Genomic DNA, 18,740 nt, shown 5'->3' on the forward strand with positions numbered 1-18,740 from the left:
TTTAGGTGGTTTTTTTATGGGTTTCCCACTACGGTAAAAGGAGTGGAATCAAATTCATAAAAAAATTTAGGCTCAAAAATTCCAAATAAAATATGTAAGAGAACAAGTTCAATGTCCATATATAGTTTTTATTGCTACATATTCTAGCGATAGGAGAGCTCACTAAAACTATAAATTGAAAAGAGGTAATTTTTTTGAGTGAACAATTTGATAGTCAGATTCAACCTTGTCCAGTAACATCAACAGAACAAATTCCATTGACGAATGATTTTACGCCACTGGTTGCTACTCCAGTAACAGCGCCAACTATTAAAATTCCAGTTGTACTGGCAGAGCCAACTTTACAAATCGTTGTAGAGTCAGATATTACACTTACTCCGGCAGCAACTGAAATCAAAAGAGTCAAAAAACATGTCTTTCTAAATCAAGTGAAGCTAGTACCAGTTAGCTTTGCACGAATTGCTGGCACAGACTTCTTTAGAGTAACAAGAGCTAAATTATTTGTAGCAGGACATATTCGTAAAAATATCGAATATGCTGCAGCAGCATGTAATGGGGCACTTCGAGATAGAATTGCAGATGTTCCGTTTTCAGGATTTACAGATCTTACTTTCCCACAAACGATTGGAGGCTCAACACCCATTTTAGGAATTTCCGAGTTTGCGGAAGCGAACTTCCTGAATGAAGCTACTCAAATGGATGCTCGTCTAGATAAGGCTTTCTTCCAAAATCTTGTGAAATACAATGAACAACCATTTGGGGAATTAGTAGCAGCGAACTTCTTTGAGCTTGATTTTTCACCAATTATGGCAGCGCCAGAAGGTACTTTCAGCACATTACGTGAAAAAATCGTATTAGAATTAACTGTGAAAGTATTACAAGTTCAACAAATTCGTTTGGGAGCTGGAAGTAGCGTAGTAACGCCTGTTCTTCCAGGACTTACACCACCAGCTTCACCAATAGTTAATCCTACGCCTCCTTCAGAATTTTGTTAATCTCAAATATTGAATAGAGTCATAACAGGGCACTAATAAAAATTCATTATTTTAGCTGGCAGTTGAAAGTTCGGATGTACTCGAACTTTTAACTGCCTTTTTACATCTAAAAAAGGAATAAAGCCATAAACATATGACCCCGAGGATACTGTGACAAAAGGGAAAATCAAGCATACTATAAATTGTAATGAGAATGGTAATCTTTACATTAATAACGTTGTTCATTGTGTTGTAAATGTACTTAATATTGTTTAGGAGTGAATAAATGAATACTCCATGGATTAACTTTAGAGAAATGAGAGAAGTATCCACTAAGCTAAATAAATACTCTGATTGGGCGTATCAAACAATAGATGATGAATCTCCAGCTAATCAAGAAGAAAGCAATACGCTGCTTAGGGATATAAAAGATGAGATTAGGCTTGGAGAGGAATCACCAGATCCTGTAGCCTCCAATCAGGACATACCTAGTTCCGTAGAAACGTTTGTTGAGGTAGATAACAAGCTCCAGCTTTGTAGCAATGAGAATTCTTTGGAGGACCATGTACTATCCGATCTAGACTTAGCAATACCTAAAGAGGAATTTCAAAATAGTGAACAGCACCTTGATAAGGAAATAGCTTTAACAGACCTATCAGATGCCAATGAAGACCTATCCATTTCAACCATTGAGGGAGAAATCGAACCCTCCCCAGACATGAAAGAGGGGACTGTGGAGGAATCGATTGTAACAGAGATTGTATCCGAACCTACAGAAACGATGGTTGAGGACATTGATGAATTTCCTTCTGACCGTGATGAATCCCAAGTGGAAAAACAAGATTTAGCAATTCACTCAGATGTTGAATCCACAGTTGAACATAAATGGCATTTTGAGGGGACAGGGAATTCGGAGAAAAACAATCCTACTTCTAAATCGTTGGATGGGGAGATATACTCCATCACCCAAAAATGCTTGTTTTCTACGTATGTAGAAATTCATGATTTTCTCCATGCTCCTATTTATGGCGAACATGTTCAAAATACTACATTTGAATTTCTAAACGTAAAAGATCCCTTAACTCCACAGCTTGAAACAAAGCTTTTCCAAACGACAACAGATTACCCTGAACATCCTGAATGTCGTTTAGTTCGTTCAGACATCAATCAATTGATTTCAATCATGCAAACTGATAAGAATGATAAAAATAATGGGCAGCATCAATCCTTTCAATCAGTGGTCACTCCCTTACATCATTCACCATCAATTAAAAAAGGGGAAGCCACCTCATACGAATCTGATTTAATACATATTCGAGTACCTGTTATAGTTGGGGAATATAAAATTGAAATATGTCTAGAAGAGATTATGGCATTTGAAAAAGGGATTGTAGGGGTGAAAGAGATCTCGAATGAAGTAGTACTCACCAATTGTAGATTTATACCTATTCGTTTATCCCAATCATTTGGAAATGGAACATGTACAGCAAAAAATGGAAAATTATTGATAGAAGGCTATATACAGCAGAGTATTGAATATACAGCTTTTGATACACAAAATGCCTCAACAACTTATGCCAATCAATTATGTCAAAATATAGTATTAGATTTAACGATTCATATGATACAAGTACAAAAAATTCGGGTTCTATATGACAGTCTGTACTCTGGACAATAAATGAATTTCATTCAGTATAAAAGTTCGTTTTCTAATATATACGTCTATGTATAGATTTAATTGCTACATATTCTAGCGATAGGAGAGCTCTCTAATACTAAAAATGAAAAGAGGAAATTTTTTGAGTGAACAATTTGAAAATCAAAATCTACCTTGTCCTGTGGCATCAACGGAGCAAATACCATTAACAAATGAAATTACACCAGTCATTACTACACCGGTTTTGGCACCCACTATAAAAGTTCCAGTTGTGCTGGCAGAACCAACATTGCAAATCGTTGTAGAGTCAGATATTACACTTACTCCGGCAGCAACTGAAATCAAAAGAGTGAAAAAAAATGTATTCCTAAATCAAGTGAAGCTAGTACCAGTTAGCTTTGCGCGTATTGATGGTACAGACTTCTTTAGAGTAACAAGAGCTAAATTATTTGTAGCAGGACATATTCGTAAAAATATCGAATATGCTTCATCAGCTTGTAATGGAGCACTTCGAGATAGAATTGCTGACGTTCCATTTTCTGGTTTTACAGATCTTACTTTCCCACAAATAATTGGAGGCTCAACACCCATTTTAGGAATTTCTGAGTTTGCAGAAGCGAATTTCCTGAATGAAGCTACTCAAATGGATGCTCGTCTAGATAAGGCTTTCTTCCAAAATCTTGTGAAATACAATGAACAACCATTTGGGGAATTAGTAGCAGCGAACTTCTTTGAGCTTGATTTTTCACCAATTATGGCTGCGCCAGAATGTACGTTTAGCACATTGCGTGAAAAAATTGTATTAGAATTAACTGTGAAAGTATTGCAAGTTCAACAAATCCGTTTAGGCGTAGGAAGTAGTGTTATAACACCAGTACTATTCGGACTCACACCTCCTACTAGCCCTTGATCATTGCTAGTTAAAAATGATAAAGACAAATAAACCAATAAAAGGGGTTGCCCATATTCCAGGCAACCCATTTATTGTTCATTATTTAACTGTCTCTAAAACACGTACAAATTGTCCTTGTGAATGTGGGTAGCCTGCTTGTGTAATTTTCACCTTTACAAGCTGTCCGATGAGACTTTCAGGACCCTCAAACACTACTTTTAAGTAATTATCTGTATAGCCCGTTAAAAGGCCTTCCTCTTCACTACCATCATGAACAAATTCTTCGGGAATAACTTCTAACACCTGATCTTCAAAGCGAGAAGCATACTCTTTAGCTAGCTGATCATTTAGTGAGATGAGTCGGTGTACACGCTCATTTTTAATGTCTTCATCAATTTGATCTTCCATACGTGCAGCAGGAGTTCCTGTACGTGGAGAAAATGGGAAAACATGTAATTCGGAGAATTTATGATCACGAATAAAGTTGTACGTATCCATAAATTCTTCTTCAGTCTCACCAGGGAAACCGACAATTACATCAGACGTGACAGCTAAATCAGGTAAAGCCTCATGTAATTTTGTTAAACGTTCGCCGAAAAATTCCATAGTATATTTACGACGCATACGTTTTAACACAGTATCCGATCCAGATTGAATAGGAATGTGTAAGTGATTTACGACAATTTTAGATTCACGTAATACGTCAATGACTTCATCAGTCAATTGGCTAGCTTCAATGGACGAAATACGGAGACGCTTTAATCCTGTAACATTGGCTTCTAAATCCCGTAATAATTGGGCAAGGTTATAATCTTTTAAATCTTGTCCATAGCCACCAGTATGAATACCTGTCAGGACTATTTCAAGATAGCCTGCATCTACTAATTGCTGTGCTTGATGTAATACTTCTTGTGGATCGCGAGAACGCATTAAGCCACGTGCCCACGGAATAATACAAAACGTACAGAAGTTATTACAACCCTCTTGTATTTTTAAGGAAGCACGAGTGCGGTCTGTAAATGCAGGTACATCTAACTCCTCATACACACGATTTTTCATAATATTACGTACAGCATTTATTGGCTGACGCTCAGCACGATATTGGTCAATATAACCAAGTAATTTTGTACGGTCCTGCGTACCAACAACAATATCGACTCCAGGAATAGCCATAATTTCTGCTGGCGAAGTTTGTGCATAGCAGCCTGTTACACATATAACTGCATCTGGGTTTTGGCGGATTGCTCGACGAATCACCTGACGTGACTTCTTATCCCCAGTGTTAGTAACTGTACATGTATTAATGACATAAACATCCGCCTGCTGATCAAATTCAGTGCGATCATAGCCTTCATCTTTAAATAGTTGCCAAATGGCTTCTGTTTCGTAGTGGTTCACTTTACAACCTAGAGTATGGAAACTCACGATTTTTGATCGCTCGTTACTCATAATTTATATCATCCTTTCAACTTCACATTACCTTGTGTTTCTTCTCATTTTAAATTATTTTGTAGTGTACTTATTTTAGATACGTGATTTATGATAACATAAACCTTTTAAAATCAATACTTTAAAGATTTTTTTATGCTTGTTTTTGTCCTCTTTTTTTACAGGACTAATTGTTTCACTAGGGGGTAAACTATACTTATGTAAAAGTTGTTCAAGGATACTATTACTTGAACGGACCCTCATTATAGCTAATAATTAAAAGCTACATTCATAAGGACAACACCAACATTCTTTTAAATAGAAAGAAATTAGACGACAACGTGAAAAAATGGTATGATTCGAAGAGGTACGTACATCTTGATTGAAGAAGGAGCGTTAAAAAATGGAACAAAATTTTGCGCGTATGATCGATCATACATTATTAAAGGCTGAGGCAACAAAAGAACAAATTGAAAAACTATGTGCAGAAGCGAAGCAATTTAATTTTGCCTCTGTATGTGTAAATCCGACTTGGGTGAAACACAGTAGTGAATTATTACAAGGATCAGACGTGTTAGTTTGTACGGTAATTGGATTCCCTCTTGGTGCCAATACACCAGCTGTGAAAGCATTTGAAGTAAAAGATGCAATTGCGAACGGTGCAAATGAGGTAGATATGGTCATTAATATTGGCGCATTGAAAGATAAAAATTATGACCTTGTACAAGCTGACATCGCTGCAGTTGTACAAGCAGCTAAAGGCAGCGCACTTGTAAAAGTCATCATTGAATCATGTTTATTAACAGATGAAGAAAAAGTAAAAGCATGTGAGCTTGCTGTGGCAGCTGGTGCTGATTATGTAAAAACATCTACTGGTTTTTCAACTGGTGGCGCAACGGCAGCAGATATTGCCCTAATGCGTAAAACAGTAGGTCCTGAACTTGGTGTTAAAGCCTCAGGCGGTGTTCGTAGCTTAGAGGATATGAAAAGCATGGTGGAAGCAGGAGCAACTCGTATTGGTGCAAGCTCTGGCGTAGCCATCATGAATGGTTTAATAGCAGATTCTAATTATTAATAATTTCTTTATGGATATTAAGCTACTAGCTCTGTAAGAAGCTAGTGGCTTTTTTGCATGTAGAATAATGCCTACTACCATCACATATACTCCACTGATGATTTTGAATATAGAAAGGAGGATGTCATGTTTACGCAGTATAAGTATTGGAAGCCCTATATTAGTCCCTTTGATCCCTGCAAGCCCATCGAAGTAAAGTATTATGCTACGCCACCACAATTATATATGGGCTTTCAACCACCTGGACTCCCCCAATTCCAAACCCCTAGAGAGGCACTTAGGGCGGGAACACTATGGCCACAATTATTTAGCCCCTATCCATTTCTGATGAAAAGGAGGGAGAAAGCATGACTAAAAAGATGCCGCCCGAATTTTATACCTTACTTGAAGAAATACAGGCAATTGATTTCGTCATCGTTGAGTTAAATCTCTATTTAGACACACATCCACATGACTATACTGCTATTCAACAATTTAATGAAAACACCGAAAAAAGTATGAAGCTCAAAGTAAATTTTGAACAAAAGTTTGGTCCATTAATGAATTTTGGACGAAGTTATTCAGATTATCCTTTTAATTGGGTTGATACCCCATGGCCGTGGCAAGTATAACAAATCATTAGGAGGAATTTATTCTTGTGGTATTATGAAAAAAAACTTCAATACCCGGTAAAGGTTAGTACTTGTAACCCTATGCTTGCTAAGTTTTTAATTGAGCAATATGGAGGAGCTGACGGGGAATTAGCAGCAGCCCTTCGTTATATGAATCAACGCTATACGATTCCTGATAAAGTGGTTGGATTATTAACAGATATAGCGACTGAAGAGTTTTCCCATTTAGAAATGATTGCTACGATGATTTACAAGCTTACAAAAGATGCTACGCCAGAAATGCTAAAAGAAGCGGGATTAGGGGACCATTATGTAAATCATGACAGAGCTTTATTCTATCAAAATGCTTCTGGTGTGCCATTTACAGCAACTTATATTCAAGCAAAAGGGGACCCAATAGCAGATTTATATGAAGATATTGCGGCTGAGGAAAAGGCACGTGCCACCTATCAATGGATTATTGATTTATCTGATGATACCGATTTAAATGACAGTTTGAAGTTTTTACGTGAACGTGAAATTGTCCATTCTCAACGTTTTAGAGAGGCAGTAGAAATTTTAAAAGATGATAGGGATCAACAGAAGATTTTCTAAGAAAAAGTGGCTGGCTGTATCAAGGGGTCTTGAAACAGCCTTTTTTTGTTATTGTATGTTTGAAAAAAAAGCGAGATCTTTTCGATGACCAATCATCACTAAAATATCTTCCTGTTCTAAGTTTTGCTCAGGGGAAGGGGAAATAATGATGTCTCCTACTCGAACAATGGCAATAACACTAACGTTATATTTCGCACGCAAATCTAAATCTCGCAGATTTTGCCCAGCCATTTTTGAAGGGATCATAATTTCTTCTATACTATATTCCTTAGACAATTCGATATAATTCAGCATATTCGGAGACAATAGCTGATTTGCCACGCGCTCTCCCATATCTCGCTCGGGATAAATAATCCAATCAGCACCTACTTTATCCAAAACCTGCCCATGTCTTTTACCAAGGGCCTTAGCAATAATTTTTTTTATCCCTAGTTCTTTTAATAGAGATACCGTTAAAATACTTGACTGCATATCGTTACCTATAGCCACTATAACGCAATCAAAATTTCCTATACCAATAGAGGTTAAAGCTTTTTCTTCAGTTGTATCAGCTACTACAGCGTGGGTAACATAGGGTTCTGCATCCTCCACTCTTTCTTCGTTAATATCAATTCCTAAAATTTCCTGTCCAGCTTCGTGGAGCCTGCGGGCAACGCTTGTTCCGAATCTTCCTAGGCCAATAACTGCATATTGTTTAATAGCCATAGCTATAGCACACTCCTCTAATTTTGTTATCCAATCATAATATTACCTTTAGGATGTCGAAAGGCTTCTGTTTTTCGTCGTTTTGTAATAGCGAAAGCAATGGTTAATGGACCTAGTCTTCCAGCAAACATCGTTAAAATAATGAGAATTCTACCAGTAGGGGATAACTCAGGTGTCAACCCCATCGAAAGACCGACAGTACCAAATGCAGAGGTTGCTTCAAATAAATACATCATGAAACTATGACGTTGTTCAGTAATGCTAAGAATGATTGTCACCACAACAACGATAAGTACGCCACACATTGTGACAGTCAAAGCCTTTAAGATAGTCTCAGTGACAATTCTACGTTTAAATAAAACAACATCTTCTTTTCCACGGATTTGTGACCACATTGTAGCAACTAATACTGCGAAAGTTGTTATTTTTATACCACCTGCAGTGGAACCAGATCCAGCTCCAATAAACATTAAGAGAATTATTAAAAATAATGTAGAATGTGTTAAGTCACCGATAGCCAGTGTATTGGAACCTGCTGTTCTTGGTGTAACAGCTTGGTAAAAAGAACCCAATACTTTGCCCCATTCAGTTAAAGGACCAAGTGTTTTATCATTTCCAAATTCAAACAAAAATATCAAAATTGTAGCGCTTACCGTTAAAATAATTGTAGACGCTAAAACAATTTTTGTATGAACGGAAAGTCTTTTAGTAACTCGATATTCATATAGTTCATTCATGACAATAAACCCCAAGCCTCCAATTGTAATGAGCGCGCAAATTGTTAAAACGACGAATGGGTCATCTACATAAGCTGTCATTCCATTAAATCCGCCCATTAAATCAAAACCTGCATTATTGAAATTAGAAATTGCATGAAAAAAGCCAAAATATACAGCTTTTCCTATAGGCATATCAAAAGAAAAACGAATCGATAAAATAAGACCACCAATTATTTCAATCAATGCTGTAAAGAGCAGTATTCTCTTTACTAATTTAACAAGGCCAGCAATGGAAATATTATTAAATGCTTCCTTAAGCAAAAGTCTTTCTTTTAAAGATATTTTTTTCCCGAGTAGTAAAAATAACAATGTTGCAAATGTCATGAATCCTAAACCACCAATTTGGATTAGGCATAAAATGACTACTTCTCCGAAAACTGAAAAAGTATCACCTGTATCGACAACAATTAATCCCGTTACACAAGTTGCTGATGTAGCGGTGAATAATGCATCTAAAAACGAAAGTCCTTTTCCATCTTCTGTAGAAAGAGGCATCGTTAAAAGAAAAGTCCCGATGATAATAATAAGTGCAAAGCCAAGTACAAGAATTTTGGGAGGATTTAATGTGTTTCTAAAAGTGTTCATCTTGTTCTCCTCTATAGATGTTAAATTACTTGATTTTAAATATGCATAAAAAAAGACCAACTAAAAAAGCATGTAAAGAATAGGAGAAAACATGCTAATAGGTGGTCGAATAGGACCTCCTTCGCTTTAGCCGACGAAGTTAGCTGACGGGTAGGATGGCGAAAGAGTTTCTCATCCTTTCTGCATGTGCAGAATTAACCCCAATATATTGGGTCCTCCGTTCTCAATGTTTGAGATTTGGCCAGTATTAAATTGAATGTGATTATTCTACGCCCATATTCTATTTTTTGTAAACCCCTATATGAATAGAAAAATACAATTATTTTTTTATTGGGAGCCAAATTTGCTCTTCGAATTCCAATTAGAAATAAAACCAAAAATTCACTTGATATTTTCGCACACTTTCTATTGACCATTATTAGACAATACGATATAATTTTTTAGTACACAACAGAAGGTGATTTGCCTAAATTGTGTATTGACGTGTGTTCGGAGGGAGGGAAAGAGAGATGTCAAAAACTGTCGTTCGCAAAAACGAATCGCTTGAAGATGCTCTTCGCCGCTTCAAACGTACTGTATCAAAAAGTGGTACAATTCAAGAAGTTAGAAAGCGCGAGTTCTACGAAAAACCTAGCGTAAAACGTAAAAAGAAATCAGAAGCTGCACGTAAACGTAAGTGGTAATTTAATTTCCCATTAAAAATCCCTACGTTCATAACACGCAATCGTATGATTCACTGAGCAGACAAAGATATACCTGGAATTAATTACAGCTGTAATTAATTCCAGGTATTTTACATTGCTCGATTTACGTACATATGAAAAAGCCGGATGGATATCAACTAGATTCATTCGGCTTTTTTGTGTAATACTAAGTTGTAAGCAACATGTACAAATAGTCGAAATAATTTTTCAGATATGTGAAACTTTTTACATGTTTGACCGTATATACAGAGGAGAAGCATGTTAGAAGGGAGGGAAAAAGGTGCGAAAACGGAGAATCCTTAGCTATTTACTAGTAATATGGATGACTTTTTTGTTAGCGTTTCCATTAACTTCGGCGTTTGCAAGCAGTAAGGTCTACCACGTTCCTATTCATAATGAAGTAGAGCGAGGGCTTCACGCATTTTTAGAACGAGCTTTTAATGAGGCTAAAGAAAACAATGCGAAAGCGATTATCTTAGATATACATACGCCTGGCGGATTTGTAAATGCAGCAAGTGATATCGCCATGCTTATGGATGCAACGGATATATGGACAATTGCTTTTATTAATAAGGATGCCCATTCAGCAGGAGCTTTTTTAGCCTTACATGCGGATGAAATCTACATGGTGCCCAATGGAACAATCGGTGCTGCAGCGGTTATCGATTCAGCGGGTAATACAGCTGATTTGAAAGCAAATAGTGCGTGGCTTGCTCAAATGTCAGCAGCAGCAGAGACATCTGGTCGAGATCCAAAGTATGCTTTAGCAATGGCTGATTCCAATTATGAATTGCCAGAGTATCGTGCGGAGGGAAAAAATTTATTAACGCTTTCAGCATCGGAGGCATTAAAGGTCAAATACTCAGAGGGTACCGTGAAAAATTTTCAGGAACTTTTAGAGAAAAAAGACTTACAAGATCGTGATGTCGTTTCAATCGAACCAACATTCTCTGAGAAATTAGCTCGGTTTATTACAAATCCAATTATTGTTCCAATTTTATTATCCATTGCAAGTCTAGGTCTTGTCATGGAGCTCTATTCGCCAGGATTTGGCGTTCCGGGTATAATGGGATTATCAGCGCTTGGTTTATTTTTCTTTGGACATATGGTTGCGGGCTTTGCTGGCTATGAATCCTTGTTGTTATTGGTTATTGGTTTAGCACTTGTAGTGGCAGAGTTTTTTGTTCCTGGTGGAATTGTCGGTATTTTAGGTGGTGTGCTCATAATACTAAGTTTATTACTGGCAGGTGCAAATATTATGCAAATGATAATAGCAATTCTCATTGCGCTTGTAATAGCGATTATAGGAATGGTGATTCTGATGAAATTTTTCGGGAAAAAACTGCATGTCTTAAACAGGCTGGTGTTAATGGATGCAACTACGACAGAAGAGGGCTATGTCTCCAACGTCAATCGCACAGAATTGTTAGGAAAAGTAGGGACTACACTTACTCCTTTACGTCCAGCGGGTACAATGGTTCTTGACAGTGAACGCATTGATGTTGTATCAGAGGGTGGCTATGTCGATGCAAATAAACATGTAGAAATTATTAAAGTTGAAGGCTCACGTATTGTCGTGAGACAAACAAAAAAAGAGATGGAGGAATAGGAAATGGGTTTTGATTTAGCATTAATTGGTCCTATAGCTGGACTGGTTATTTTATTTATTGTACTAGCGGTATTCTTTACCTTTGTACCAGTAGCACTATGGATTTCTGCACTGGCTGCAGGCGTCCGTGTTAGTATTTTCACATTAATTGGGATGCGCTTACGTCGTGTAATTCCGTCTCGAATTGTAAATCCGTTGATTAAAGCACATAAAGCAGGTTTACCTGTAACGATAAACCAGCTTGAAAGTCACTATTTAGCTGGTGGTAATGTAGACCGAGTTGTCAATGCATTAATTGCTGCACACCGTGCGAATATTGAATTATCCTTTGAGCGCTGTGCTGCAATTGATTTAGCTGGGCGAGATGTACTTGAAGCAGTTCAAATGTCTGTAAACCCAAAAGTGATTGAAACACCATTTATTTCAGGTGTAGCAATGAACGGGATTGAGGTAAAGGCTAAAGCGCGTATTACGGTACGTGCCAACATTGAGCGTTTAGTTGGTGGTGCTGGTGAAGAAACTGTTATTGCCCGTGTAGGGGAAGGGATTGTTTCTACAATTGGTTCAGCAACTAGCCATACGGAAGTATTAGAAAATCCGGATATGATTTCACAAACCGTTTTATCAAAAGGTTTGGATTCTGGAACAGCCTTTGAAATCTTATCCATTGATATTGCTGATGTAGATATCGGTAAAAACATTGGGGCAGAATTACAAATTGAACAAGCGCAAGCAGATAAAAACATTGCTCAAGCAAAGGCTGAGGAACGTCGTGCAATGGCTGTAGCGAATGAGCAAGAGATGATTGCCCGCGTCCAAGAGATGAAAGCGAAAGTAGTAGAAGCAGAAGCAGAAGTACCTCAAGCGATGGCAGAAGCATTACGCTCAGGTAATCTTGGCATAATGGATTATATGAACTATCGTAATATTCAAGCTGATACGGCTATGCGTGATTCCATTTCAAAAGTAAGTAACGATAAACCAGAAACAAACGAACCAAATGTTTAAAAACGGAAAGGAGCAGAACTAACATATGGAACAATTAATTATTTTTGCAATAATTGCCATAGTCAGCTCTATTTTCGGAAAATCAAAAAATAAAAAACCACAAAAATCAATGCCTCCTTTTAATAATAAGGACACACGTGTAGAGTCACCTGTGCTTGAAGAAACTCCACAGCATCATCAAAAACCACAAAGTTTTGAAGATTTTGCTCGAGAATTTATAGGGGATTGGATTCCGGAAAATGAAAAGGTTCAAGAGACTAAGAAATTGGTTGAGGAACAAGTGACGAAGGAAGTCCCAAGCTATGTTGCGCCACCTGTCATTTCAGCGGATGTGCCAAAGCGCTCGTTTATCCGAGAGCAAAAAGGACGATTAGCAGCTGGGAAAGAAGAAGTGAAAGTAACTGGGACACATTCTCCTTTTCAAGTCCCGCAATCTAAAAATGCTCTCATGCAGGCTGTGGTAATGGCTGAAATATTAGGCCCTCCAAAAGCAAAAAGAAAATAACTAGCATGTCCTCCTTTTTCGATGCATATATTGCCGAAGAAGGAGGCATTTTTTTATGAAAAAATTATTTCAATTAACGCCACTACTTGAATTGTCAGAATATGAATCATTAAAAATTATTGGACCTTACCGTTTTATTCATGCAGATGCAACGACCTGTTCGTTTGCTTATGCAGATTATCATATTACTGTTACGGCTGATTTGGTGAAAATTCATGCACTAAAAGAAGAAATGCTTCATCTCTCTGTTGAAAACTTACAAGAGATTCATATGAAAATGACAAAGAATATGGGTGTGAGTTAAAATGTGGAATAATCGGCCAATCATTATACGTATAAAGCGCCATGAAAATGTTCATCCTTTTATTCAAGCATTGCACGCACAACATGTTCCTTTAAAGCGTGTCGTCTTTAGAGAACAAGAGGTTTCGTTTGAAACAACGATGCATCATTTACCTAAAATTCGTCGTTTACGAAGAGGCTTTCGCTTGAAAATGGCTGTATTTTACGCCGATGAGCAGCAAGTTTTTCGAGCTCAGGTTTGGACTTTGCTTGGTCTGGCTTTAATGATTGCCATTCCAATACTTGGTGCGCAGGTGATTTGGAAGGTAGACATTGAAGCAGCAACACCAGAACTGGAGCAGCGCCTAGGTAAAACGTTTCATGATACCTTTCAAATAGAAACACCGCTTTCTAAAAAAAATTTACCGTCTAATACGGTTATTCGCCAAAAGCTGTTAGAACAGCATCGAGAGCTCTCATGGGTGCATATTGAAAAAAATGGAGGGCGAGTTGTACTAAGGCCACAGGAATCTCCTAAACAAACGAAGCAGGCAAATGAAAAATTAGCGTCGCAATTAGTAGCAACCAAAAGCGGTATTATTACTCACTTTGATATCCAAAATGGCGAGCGGAAAATTTCAGTGAATGATACAGCCTATGAGGGGGATGTTCTTGTTAGTGGCGTGATTGAAAGTGGAGCGGATTATGTTTTTGTCGGCGCAAAGGGCGAGGTTTTTGCAGATTATTGGCTTGAATGTACCTTTAAAATTCCTACAAAAATTACAATGGAAACATTGCAACAAAAGCAATGGCGCGTTTTGGTGAAAGGTATTCATCAAGAAAAGGTTGATTATGTGCAAAAAAAGGATTTACCGAATTGGCTAGACCCCTATGTTTCAATTGTAGAGGAGCAGCAAACGAAAACGATGCAGGTGGAGCTTGATGAATCGAAAATCGAGTCTTTACTTATCCCGCTTCTTCATGAAAAAGTAATACGTTCGTTACCTGCCAAATCAATCATCAAAAAAGAAAACCTTTTACAGGCAAAGTGGGGTAATGGTACAGTTGAAGGGAAAGTTCTATTTTTAGTCAATGAAAACATTGCAAGTCCAATACATGGCCTACAAGGAGAATGATTATGTCAGAACAGTTAACTGTATTACAAGTGGATAATCCAAACGAAGCGGTTATGCTACTCGGAATTTCTGATGCAAATATGAAGCTAGTTGAGGAAGCACTTAATGTTCATATCATTACCCGTGGTGAACAAATTCAACTTGCGGGTGAAGAAAGTGCTAAGGAACAGGCAACATTTCTGCTGCATGCATTATTGAAGGTCATTCGCAAAGGAATTAATATTGATCAACGTGATGTAACGACAGCTATTGAAATGACTCAAAAAGGTACCATTGAATATTTCGCAGAGCTTTATGATGAAGAAATAGCACGCACGACCAAAGGTAAACCCATTCGTGCAAAAACAATTGGTCAACGAGAATACATACAAGCAATCCGTCATAAAGACGTTGTTTTTGGTATTGGTCCAGCCGGTACTGGAAAAACGTATTTAGCGGTAGTCATGGCAACGCAGGCACTTAAAAATGGGCATGTCAAGCGTATTATTTTAACTCGTCCTGCTGTTGAAGCAGGAGAGTCTCTAGGGTTCCTGCCAGGTGATTTAAAGGAAAAGGTAGATCCTTATTTAAGACCTCTCTATGATGCCTTAAATGATATCTACGGGGCTGAACAGACGCAACGATTAATTGAGCGCGGGACCATTGAAATTGCACCATTGGCTTACATGCGTGGCCGTACACTAGATGATGCTTTTGTTATATTAGATGAAGCACAAAATACAACTCATCAACAAATGAAAATGTTCTTAACACGACTAGGCTTTGGTTCGAAAATGGTCATCACAGGTGATAAAACACAAATCGATTTGCCTAAAAATACGGAGTCTGGCTTAATCGTGGCAGAACGCACATTAAAATATGTAAAATCGATTCATTTCCAAGTGTTAGAACAAGGTGATGTCGTCCGCCACCCAATAGTAGCCAAAATCATCCAAGCCTACGAAGAACAGCAACTTTAGAATGGCAAAGCCATTCTAAAGTCTGCCCCGAAAGCGAAGCGACAGGGGCACCGTGTTTAAAAAAAGTCTGCCCCGAAAGCGAAGCGACAGGGGCACCGTGTTTAAAAAAAGTCTGCCCCATGACTGTGAATTAAGAAAATGATCAAAATATGGAAAAAAATGTGACAGCTATACGAATTTGTATAGCTGTTTTTTGCTTTCTTATACATTTTTCGAGAAAAATGTATGTTGAATTGGTATGATAGTAGGTAGATAGAGGAGGTGCCAGATGGAGAAACAACTTCGAAAATTTACTGAGCTTATCGGTTTTCGCTATTTTATTATCATCATTCTCATTTTAACAGGATGCCTACAATTTGGCTTGATGTATGGCAATGTTAAAGGAGTTACATATGATTTCAAACCTTTACAGCTAGCGCCTGAAACCGTACGATCTACTAAAACAATAGAAGATACCTACAAGACACAACAAGAGCGGGAAAAAGCCGCAAATGCAGTAGGCCCGGTCTATCAATTTTCGGAGGATGTCGCCAAGCAGCGAGCAGCGATTGTCACATCGTTATTTGATTATGTACTAGAGGTAAAAAAGGATGTGGCCAATAGCAAGGAACCAATTGCAATTGCCGATCAAGTAGGGCAGCTTCGCAAAAAATTTGAATCGCTCGATGAAGATCAAATGCCACTCATCTTTACGGATTCACAGCTAGAAGGACTATTAGTGCAAAGCGATGAGGATTTAAATAGAACAAGTATCCAATTATCCAAAACAGTAGAGGAATACTTACAAAAATCCATTCGACCTGAAAATGTCTTTGTCGCTCAAAATGACTTTGAGACGAAGATTAGAGGACAAAGAGGGTATCCCGATAAAATATTCAATACGGTTGTTTTAATTGGTCGTACAAGTATCATTGAAAATGAAACCGTTAACGAAGAGCAAACAAAAATAAGAAGAGAGCAAGCGAAGGAAAGCGTTGAGCCTACAAGAATTTTACAAGGTCAGATTATTGTGCAGGAAGGCCAGATTATTGATAAAGAGGCATTTCGACAATTAGAGCTTTTAGGGATGATTAGTAATCAAGCTTCCTTAAAACCGATTGCAGGACTCATAATTTTAACACTGCTCCAAATGGTGTTTATGTATATTTTATTCGAGCGCTGGGAGGCTAACGAACGGAAAAAACGTAATGCATTGTTGGTAACAGTGATTGTTTATAGTTTGTCCATTGTGCTAATGAAATTCATTAGTTTAGTTTCTGGCGGGTTTGATGTGACCATTGCCTTTCTTTTCCCAACAGCATTGGCTACAATGCTTGTGCGCCTGTTGGCAGATGATAAAGCCGCAGTGCTTGTTACAGTCATGACTGCTGCTTCAGCTGGCGTTATTTTTCAAGAAGGCTATTCATCCGTTATGCAAATGGAAATTACGCTTTATATCATTTTTGGAGGGTTTGCAAGTTTATTCTTTTTACGTAGTGTTGAAAAGCGCTCACATATTTTACAGGCAGTTGCGGTTATCTCCCTTGTGAATATGGCGTTTATCGCCTTTTATTTATTAATGACACAATCATCCTATGGTTTACCAGAATTAGTGTTTTACTTTGTTGCAGCCATGTTATCTGCATTGCTTTCTGGAGCGTTGACAATGGGGCTCTTACCATTCTTTGAGTCAGCATTTAGTTTATTATCGTCATTACGTTTAATTGAGCTATCGAATCCGAATCATCCATTACTAAAAAAATTACTAATGGAAGCACCAGGAACATATCATCATAGTGTAATGGTCGCAAACTTAGCTGAAGCTGCCTGCGAAGAAATAGGAGCAGATGGTTTACTAGCACGTGTAGGGTGTTACTATCATGATATCGGAAAAACGAAGAGACCCGCTTTTTTCATTGAAAATCAGATGTCAGGTATTAATCCGCACGATTCATTGCCTCCTGAAACAAGTGCAGAAATTATCATTGCCCATACAACTGACGGTGCTGACATGTTAAGACGCTATAAAATGCCTCAGGAAATTATTGATATTGCGCTGCAGCATCATGGGACAAGTCTGTTAAAGTTTTTCTTGTTTAAAGCGAAAGAACAAGGGAAATCCATTGAAGAAGCTACTTTCAGATATCCTGGTCCTAAACCGCAAACAAAGGAAGCGGCCGTAATAAGTGTGGCAGATAGTGTAGAGGCAGCAGTGCGTTCAATGAAAGAGCCAAATTCTGAGAAAATTCATAAGCTAGTAAGAGCTATCATTGACGATCGAGTACAAGATAACCAGTTTGATGAATGCGATATTTCAATAAAAGAGTTAAAATGTATAGAGAGAGTACTTTGCGAAACATTGAACGGAATTTTCCATTCACGTATTGAGTATCCTAAGGCAGATAAGTAGGAGGATCTATGATTTTAACAATTGATTTTACTGATGAAACAAATGAAGTTGCAGCACAGCATACAGAGCTTGTAGAAAAGCTTTTGCAACATGCAGCGAGTGTAGAAAGCATTGAACCAGAAACAGAGGTTTCTGTAACGTTTGTCACAAATGACACGATTCAAGATATAAACCGCGAGTATCGTGGGAAAGATCAACCAACCGATGTCATTTCCTTTGCATTGGAGGAACTAGGTGAAGGTGAAATGGCAGTAACTTTTGAAGGAATGCCCCGTGTACTAGGCGATATTATTATTTCTACAGATCGTGCAAAAGAGCAGGCCGAGGAATACAATCACTCCTTTGAAAGAGAGTTAGGTTTTTTAGCGGTCCATGGCTTCTTACATTTACTCGGTTATGACCATATGGAGCCTGAAGAGGAAAAAGTAATGTTTACAAAACAAGATGAAATATTACAAACTTTTGGTTTAGGACGAGATTAAATGAATTTGCGTAAATACTTGCGATCATTTGGCTATGCGTTTGAAGGCATTATAACTGCAAGTACAGAACAAAATTTTAAATCACATATTGTGAGTGCAGTCATTGTCATACTGGCTGGTTATTTTACAGGTTTGTCTCGAACGGAATGGTATATTGTGCTACTATTAATAGCACTTATGTTTGCATTGGAAATGATCAATACAGCTATTGAGAGGGTTGTGGATTTGGCTTCGCCGAACTTCCATCCACTCGCCAAGCAGGCAAAAGATATCGCAGCAGGTGCTGTGCTTGTATTTGCGCTATTCAGTGCTATAATCGGATTACTTATCTTCCTACCCAAATGGTTGTAATCGAAGTGAGTATCT

General features: G+C 37.8%; 20 protein-coding genes and 1 riboswitch. Of the genes, 17 read left to right on the forward strand and 3 right to left on the reverse strand.

The annotated features are described in order from the left end of the window. The first annotated feature begins 194 nt into the window (after positions 1 to 194). The 3 genes from ACOZBY_RS07245 (at position 195) to ACOZBY_RS07255 (ending at position 3,541) form a co-directional block, all read left to right on the forward strand. Entirely contained in the window at positions 195 to 995 is an 801-nt protein-coding gene (locus ACOZBY_RS07245; RefSeq protein WP_012295324.1) for a CsxC family protein, read from the forward strand. A gap of 265 nt (positions 996 to 1,260) precedes the next feature. Continuing rightward, entirely contained in the window at positions 1,261 to 2,652 is a 1,392-nt protein-coding gene (locus ACOZBY_RS07250) for a BC_2427 family protein (RefSeq protein WP_422761891.1), read from the forward strand. A gap of 121 nt (positions 2,653 to 2,773) precedes the next feature. After that, positions 2,774 to 3,541 carry a CsxC family protein gene (locus ACOZBY_RS07255; protein WP_012295322.1) on the forward strand — a complete coding sequence of 256 codons (768 nt, stop codon included), beginning with the start codon at positions 2,774 to 2,776 and terminating at the stop codon, positions 3,539 to 3,541. Between the two features lie 81 nt (positions 3,542 to 3,622). Here ACOZBY_RS07255 and mtaB read toward each other — a convergent pair whose 3' ends face one another. Beyond that, complete coding sequence (gene mtaB / locus ACOZBY_RS07260; protein WP_031417045.1) at positions 3,623 to 4,972, reverse strand: tRNA (N(6)-L-threonylcarbamoyladenosine(37)-C(2))-methylthiotransferase MtaB; 1,350 nt, start codon at positions 4,970 to 4,972, stop codon at positions 3,623 to 3,625. 382 nt (positions 4,973 to 5,354) lie between these two features. Between mtaB and deoC the strand changes: the two genes are divergently transcribed. The 4 genes from deoC (at position 5,355) to ACOZBY_RS07280 (ending at position 7,231) form a co-directional block, all read left to right on the forward strand. Next, complete coding sequence (gene deoC / locus ACOZBY_RS07265) at positions 5,355 to 6,026, forward strand: deoxyribose-phosphate aldolase (protein ID WP_012295263.1); 672 nt, start codon at positions 5,355 to 5,357, stop codon at positions 6,024 to 6,026. Between the two features lie 126 nt (positions 6,027 to 6,152). Beyond that, a complete protein-coding gene (locus tag ACOZBY_RS07270; protein WP_200990544.1) occupies positions 6,153 to 6,377 on the forward strand; it encodes a spore coat associated protein CotJA in 225 nt (74 codons plus the stop codon). Further along, positions 6,374 to 6,637: a spore coat protein CotJB gene (locus ACOZBY_RS07275; protein WP_144787431.1), complete on the forward strand. Its 264-nt coding sequence runs from the start codon at positions 6,374 to 6,376 to the stop codon at positions 6,635 to 6,637. The genes ACOZBY_RS07270 and ACOZBY_RS07275 overlap by 4 nt, the downstream gene beginning before the upstream one ends. A gap of 24 nt (positions 6,638 to 6,661) precedes the next feature. Next, positions 6,662 to 7,231, forward strand: coding sequence for a manganese catalase family protein (locus ACOZBY_RS07280; RefSeq protein ID WP_031417041.1), 570 nt, complete (start codon positions 6,662 to 6,664; stop codon positions 7,229 to 7,231). A 48-nt stretch (positions 7,232 to 7,279) separates the two neighbouring features. On the opposite strand, the gene ACOZBY_RS07285 is transcribed toward ACOZBY_RS07280, so the two are convergent. Continuing rightward, a complete protein-coding gene (locus ACOZBY_RS07285; RefSeq protein WP_012295261.1) occupies positions 7,280 to 7,936 on the reverse strand; it encodes a potassium channel family protein in 657 nt (218 codons plus the stop codon). A 26-nt stretch (positions 7,937 to 7,962) separates the two neighbouring features. Further along, on the reverse strand, positions 7,963 to 9,300 hold the full coding sequence (locus ACOZBY_RS07290) for a TrkH family potassium uptake protein (RefSeq protein WP_036164226.1): 1,338 nt from the start codon (positions 9,298 to 9,300) through the stop codon (positions 7,963 to 7,965). A 113-nt stretch (positions 9,301 to 9,413) separates the two neighbouring features. Beyond that, positions 9,414 to 9,553: riboswitch (cyclic di-AMP (ydaO/yuaA leader) on the reverse strand. A 256-nt stretch (positions 9,554 to 9,809) separates the two neighbouring features. On the opposite strand from ACOZBY_RS07290, the gene rpsU reads away from it, so the two are divergent. The 10 genes from rpsU (at position 9,810) to ACOZBY_RS07340 (ending at position 18,725) form a co-directional block, all read left to right on the forward strand. Next, positions 9,810 to 9,983, forward strand: coding sequence for a 30S ribosomal protein S21 (rpsU, locus tag ACOZBY_RS07295; protein WP_004227078.1), 174 nt, complete (start codon positions 9,810 to 9,812; stop codon positions 9,981 to 9,983). Between the two features lie 301 nt (positions 9,984 to 10,284). Then, positions 10,285 to 11,613 (forward strand): NfeD family protein, encoded by a 1,329-nt coding sequence (locus ACOZBY_RS07300; RefSeq protein ID WP_422761895.1) that lies wholly within the window; start codon positions 10,285 to 10,287, stop codon positions 11,611 to 11,613. Between the two features lie 3 nt (positions 11,614 to 11,616). Further along, on the forward strand, positions 11,617 to 12,621 hold the full coding sequence (gene floA / locus ACOZBY_RS07305) for a flotillin-like protein FloA (RefSeq protein WP_008179446.1): 1,005 nt from the start codon (positions 11,617 to 11,619) through the stop codon (positions 12,619 to 12,621). A 25-nt stretch (positions 12,622 to 12,646) separates the two neighbouring features. Next, positions 12,647 to 13,126, forward strand: coding sequence for a hypothetical protein (locus ACOZBY_RS07310; RefSeq protein WP_422761897.1), 480 nt, complete (start codon positions 12,647 to 12,649; stop codon positions 13,124 to 13,126). Positions 13,127 to 13,181: 55 nt separating this feature from the next. Next, positions 13,182 to 13,430: a hypothetical protein gene (locus tag ACOZBY_RS07315; protein ID WP_012295256.1), complete on the forward strand. Its 249-nt coding sequence runs from the start codon at positions 13,182 to 13,184 to the stop codon at positions 13,428 to 13,430. 1 nt (position 13,431) lies between these two features. Further along, positions 13,432 to 14,544, forward strand: coding sequence for a sporulation protein YqfD (locus ACOZBY_RS07320; RefSeq protein WP_422761899.1), 1,113 nt, complete (start codon positions 13,432 to 13,434; stop codon positions 14,542 to 14,544). Between the two features lie 2 nt (positions 14,545 to 14,546). Beyond that, positions 14,547 to 15,503, forward strand: coding sequence for a PhoH family protein (locus tag ACOZBY_RS07325; RefSeq protein ID WP_031417032.1), 957 nt, complete (start codon positions 14,547 to 14,549; stop codon positions 15,501 to 15,503). 268 nt (positions 15,504 to 15,771) lie between these two features. Continuing rightward, positions 15,772 to 17,892 (forward strand): HD family phosphohydrolase, encoded by a 2,121-nt coding sequence (locus tag ACOZBY_RS07330; RefSeq protein ID WP_012295253.1) that lies wholly within the window; start codon positions 15,772 to 15,774, stop codon positions 17,890 to 17,892. An 8-nt stretch (positions 17,893 to 17,900) separates the two neighbouring features. Further along, a complete protein-coding gene (gene ybeY, locus ACOZBY_RS07335) occupies positions 17,901 to 18,374 on the forward strand; it encodes an rRNA maturation RNase YbeY (protein WP_012295252.1) in 474 nt (157 codons plus the stop codon). After that, positions 18,375 to 18,725: a diacylglycerol kinase family protein gene (locus tag ACOZBY_RS07340; protein ID WP_012295251.1), complete on the forward strand. Its 351-nt coding sequence runs from the start codon at positions 18,375 to 18,377 to the stop codon at positions 18,723 to 18,725. Positions 18,726 to 18,740: the final 15 nt, after the last annotated feature.

Source organism: Lysinibacillus sp. NPDC056220, from assembly GCF_049315265.1.
In the GTDB taxonomy this organism is placed as follows: domain Bacteria; phylum Bacillota; class Bacilli; order Bacillales_A; family Planococcaceae; genus Lysinibacillus; species Lysinibacillus pinottii.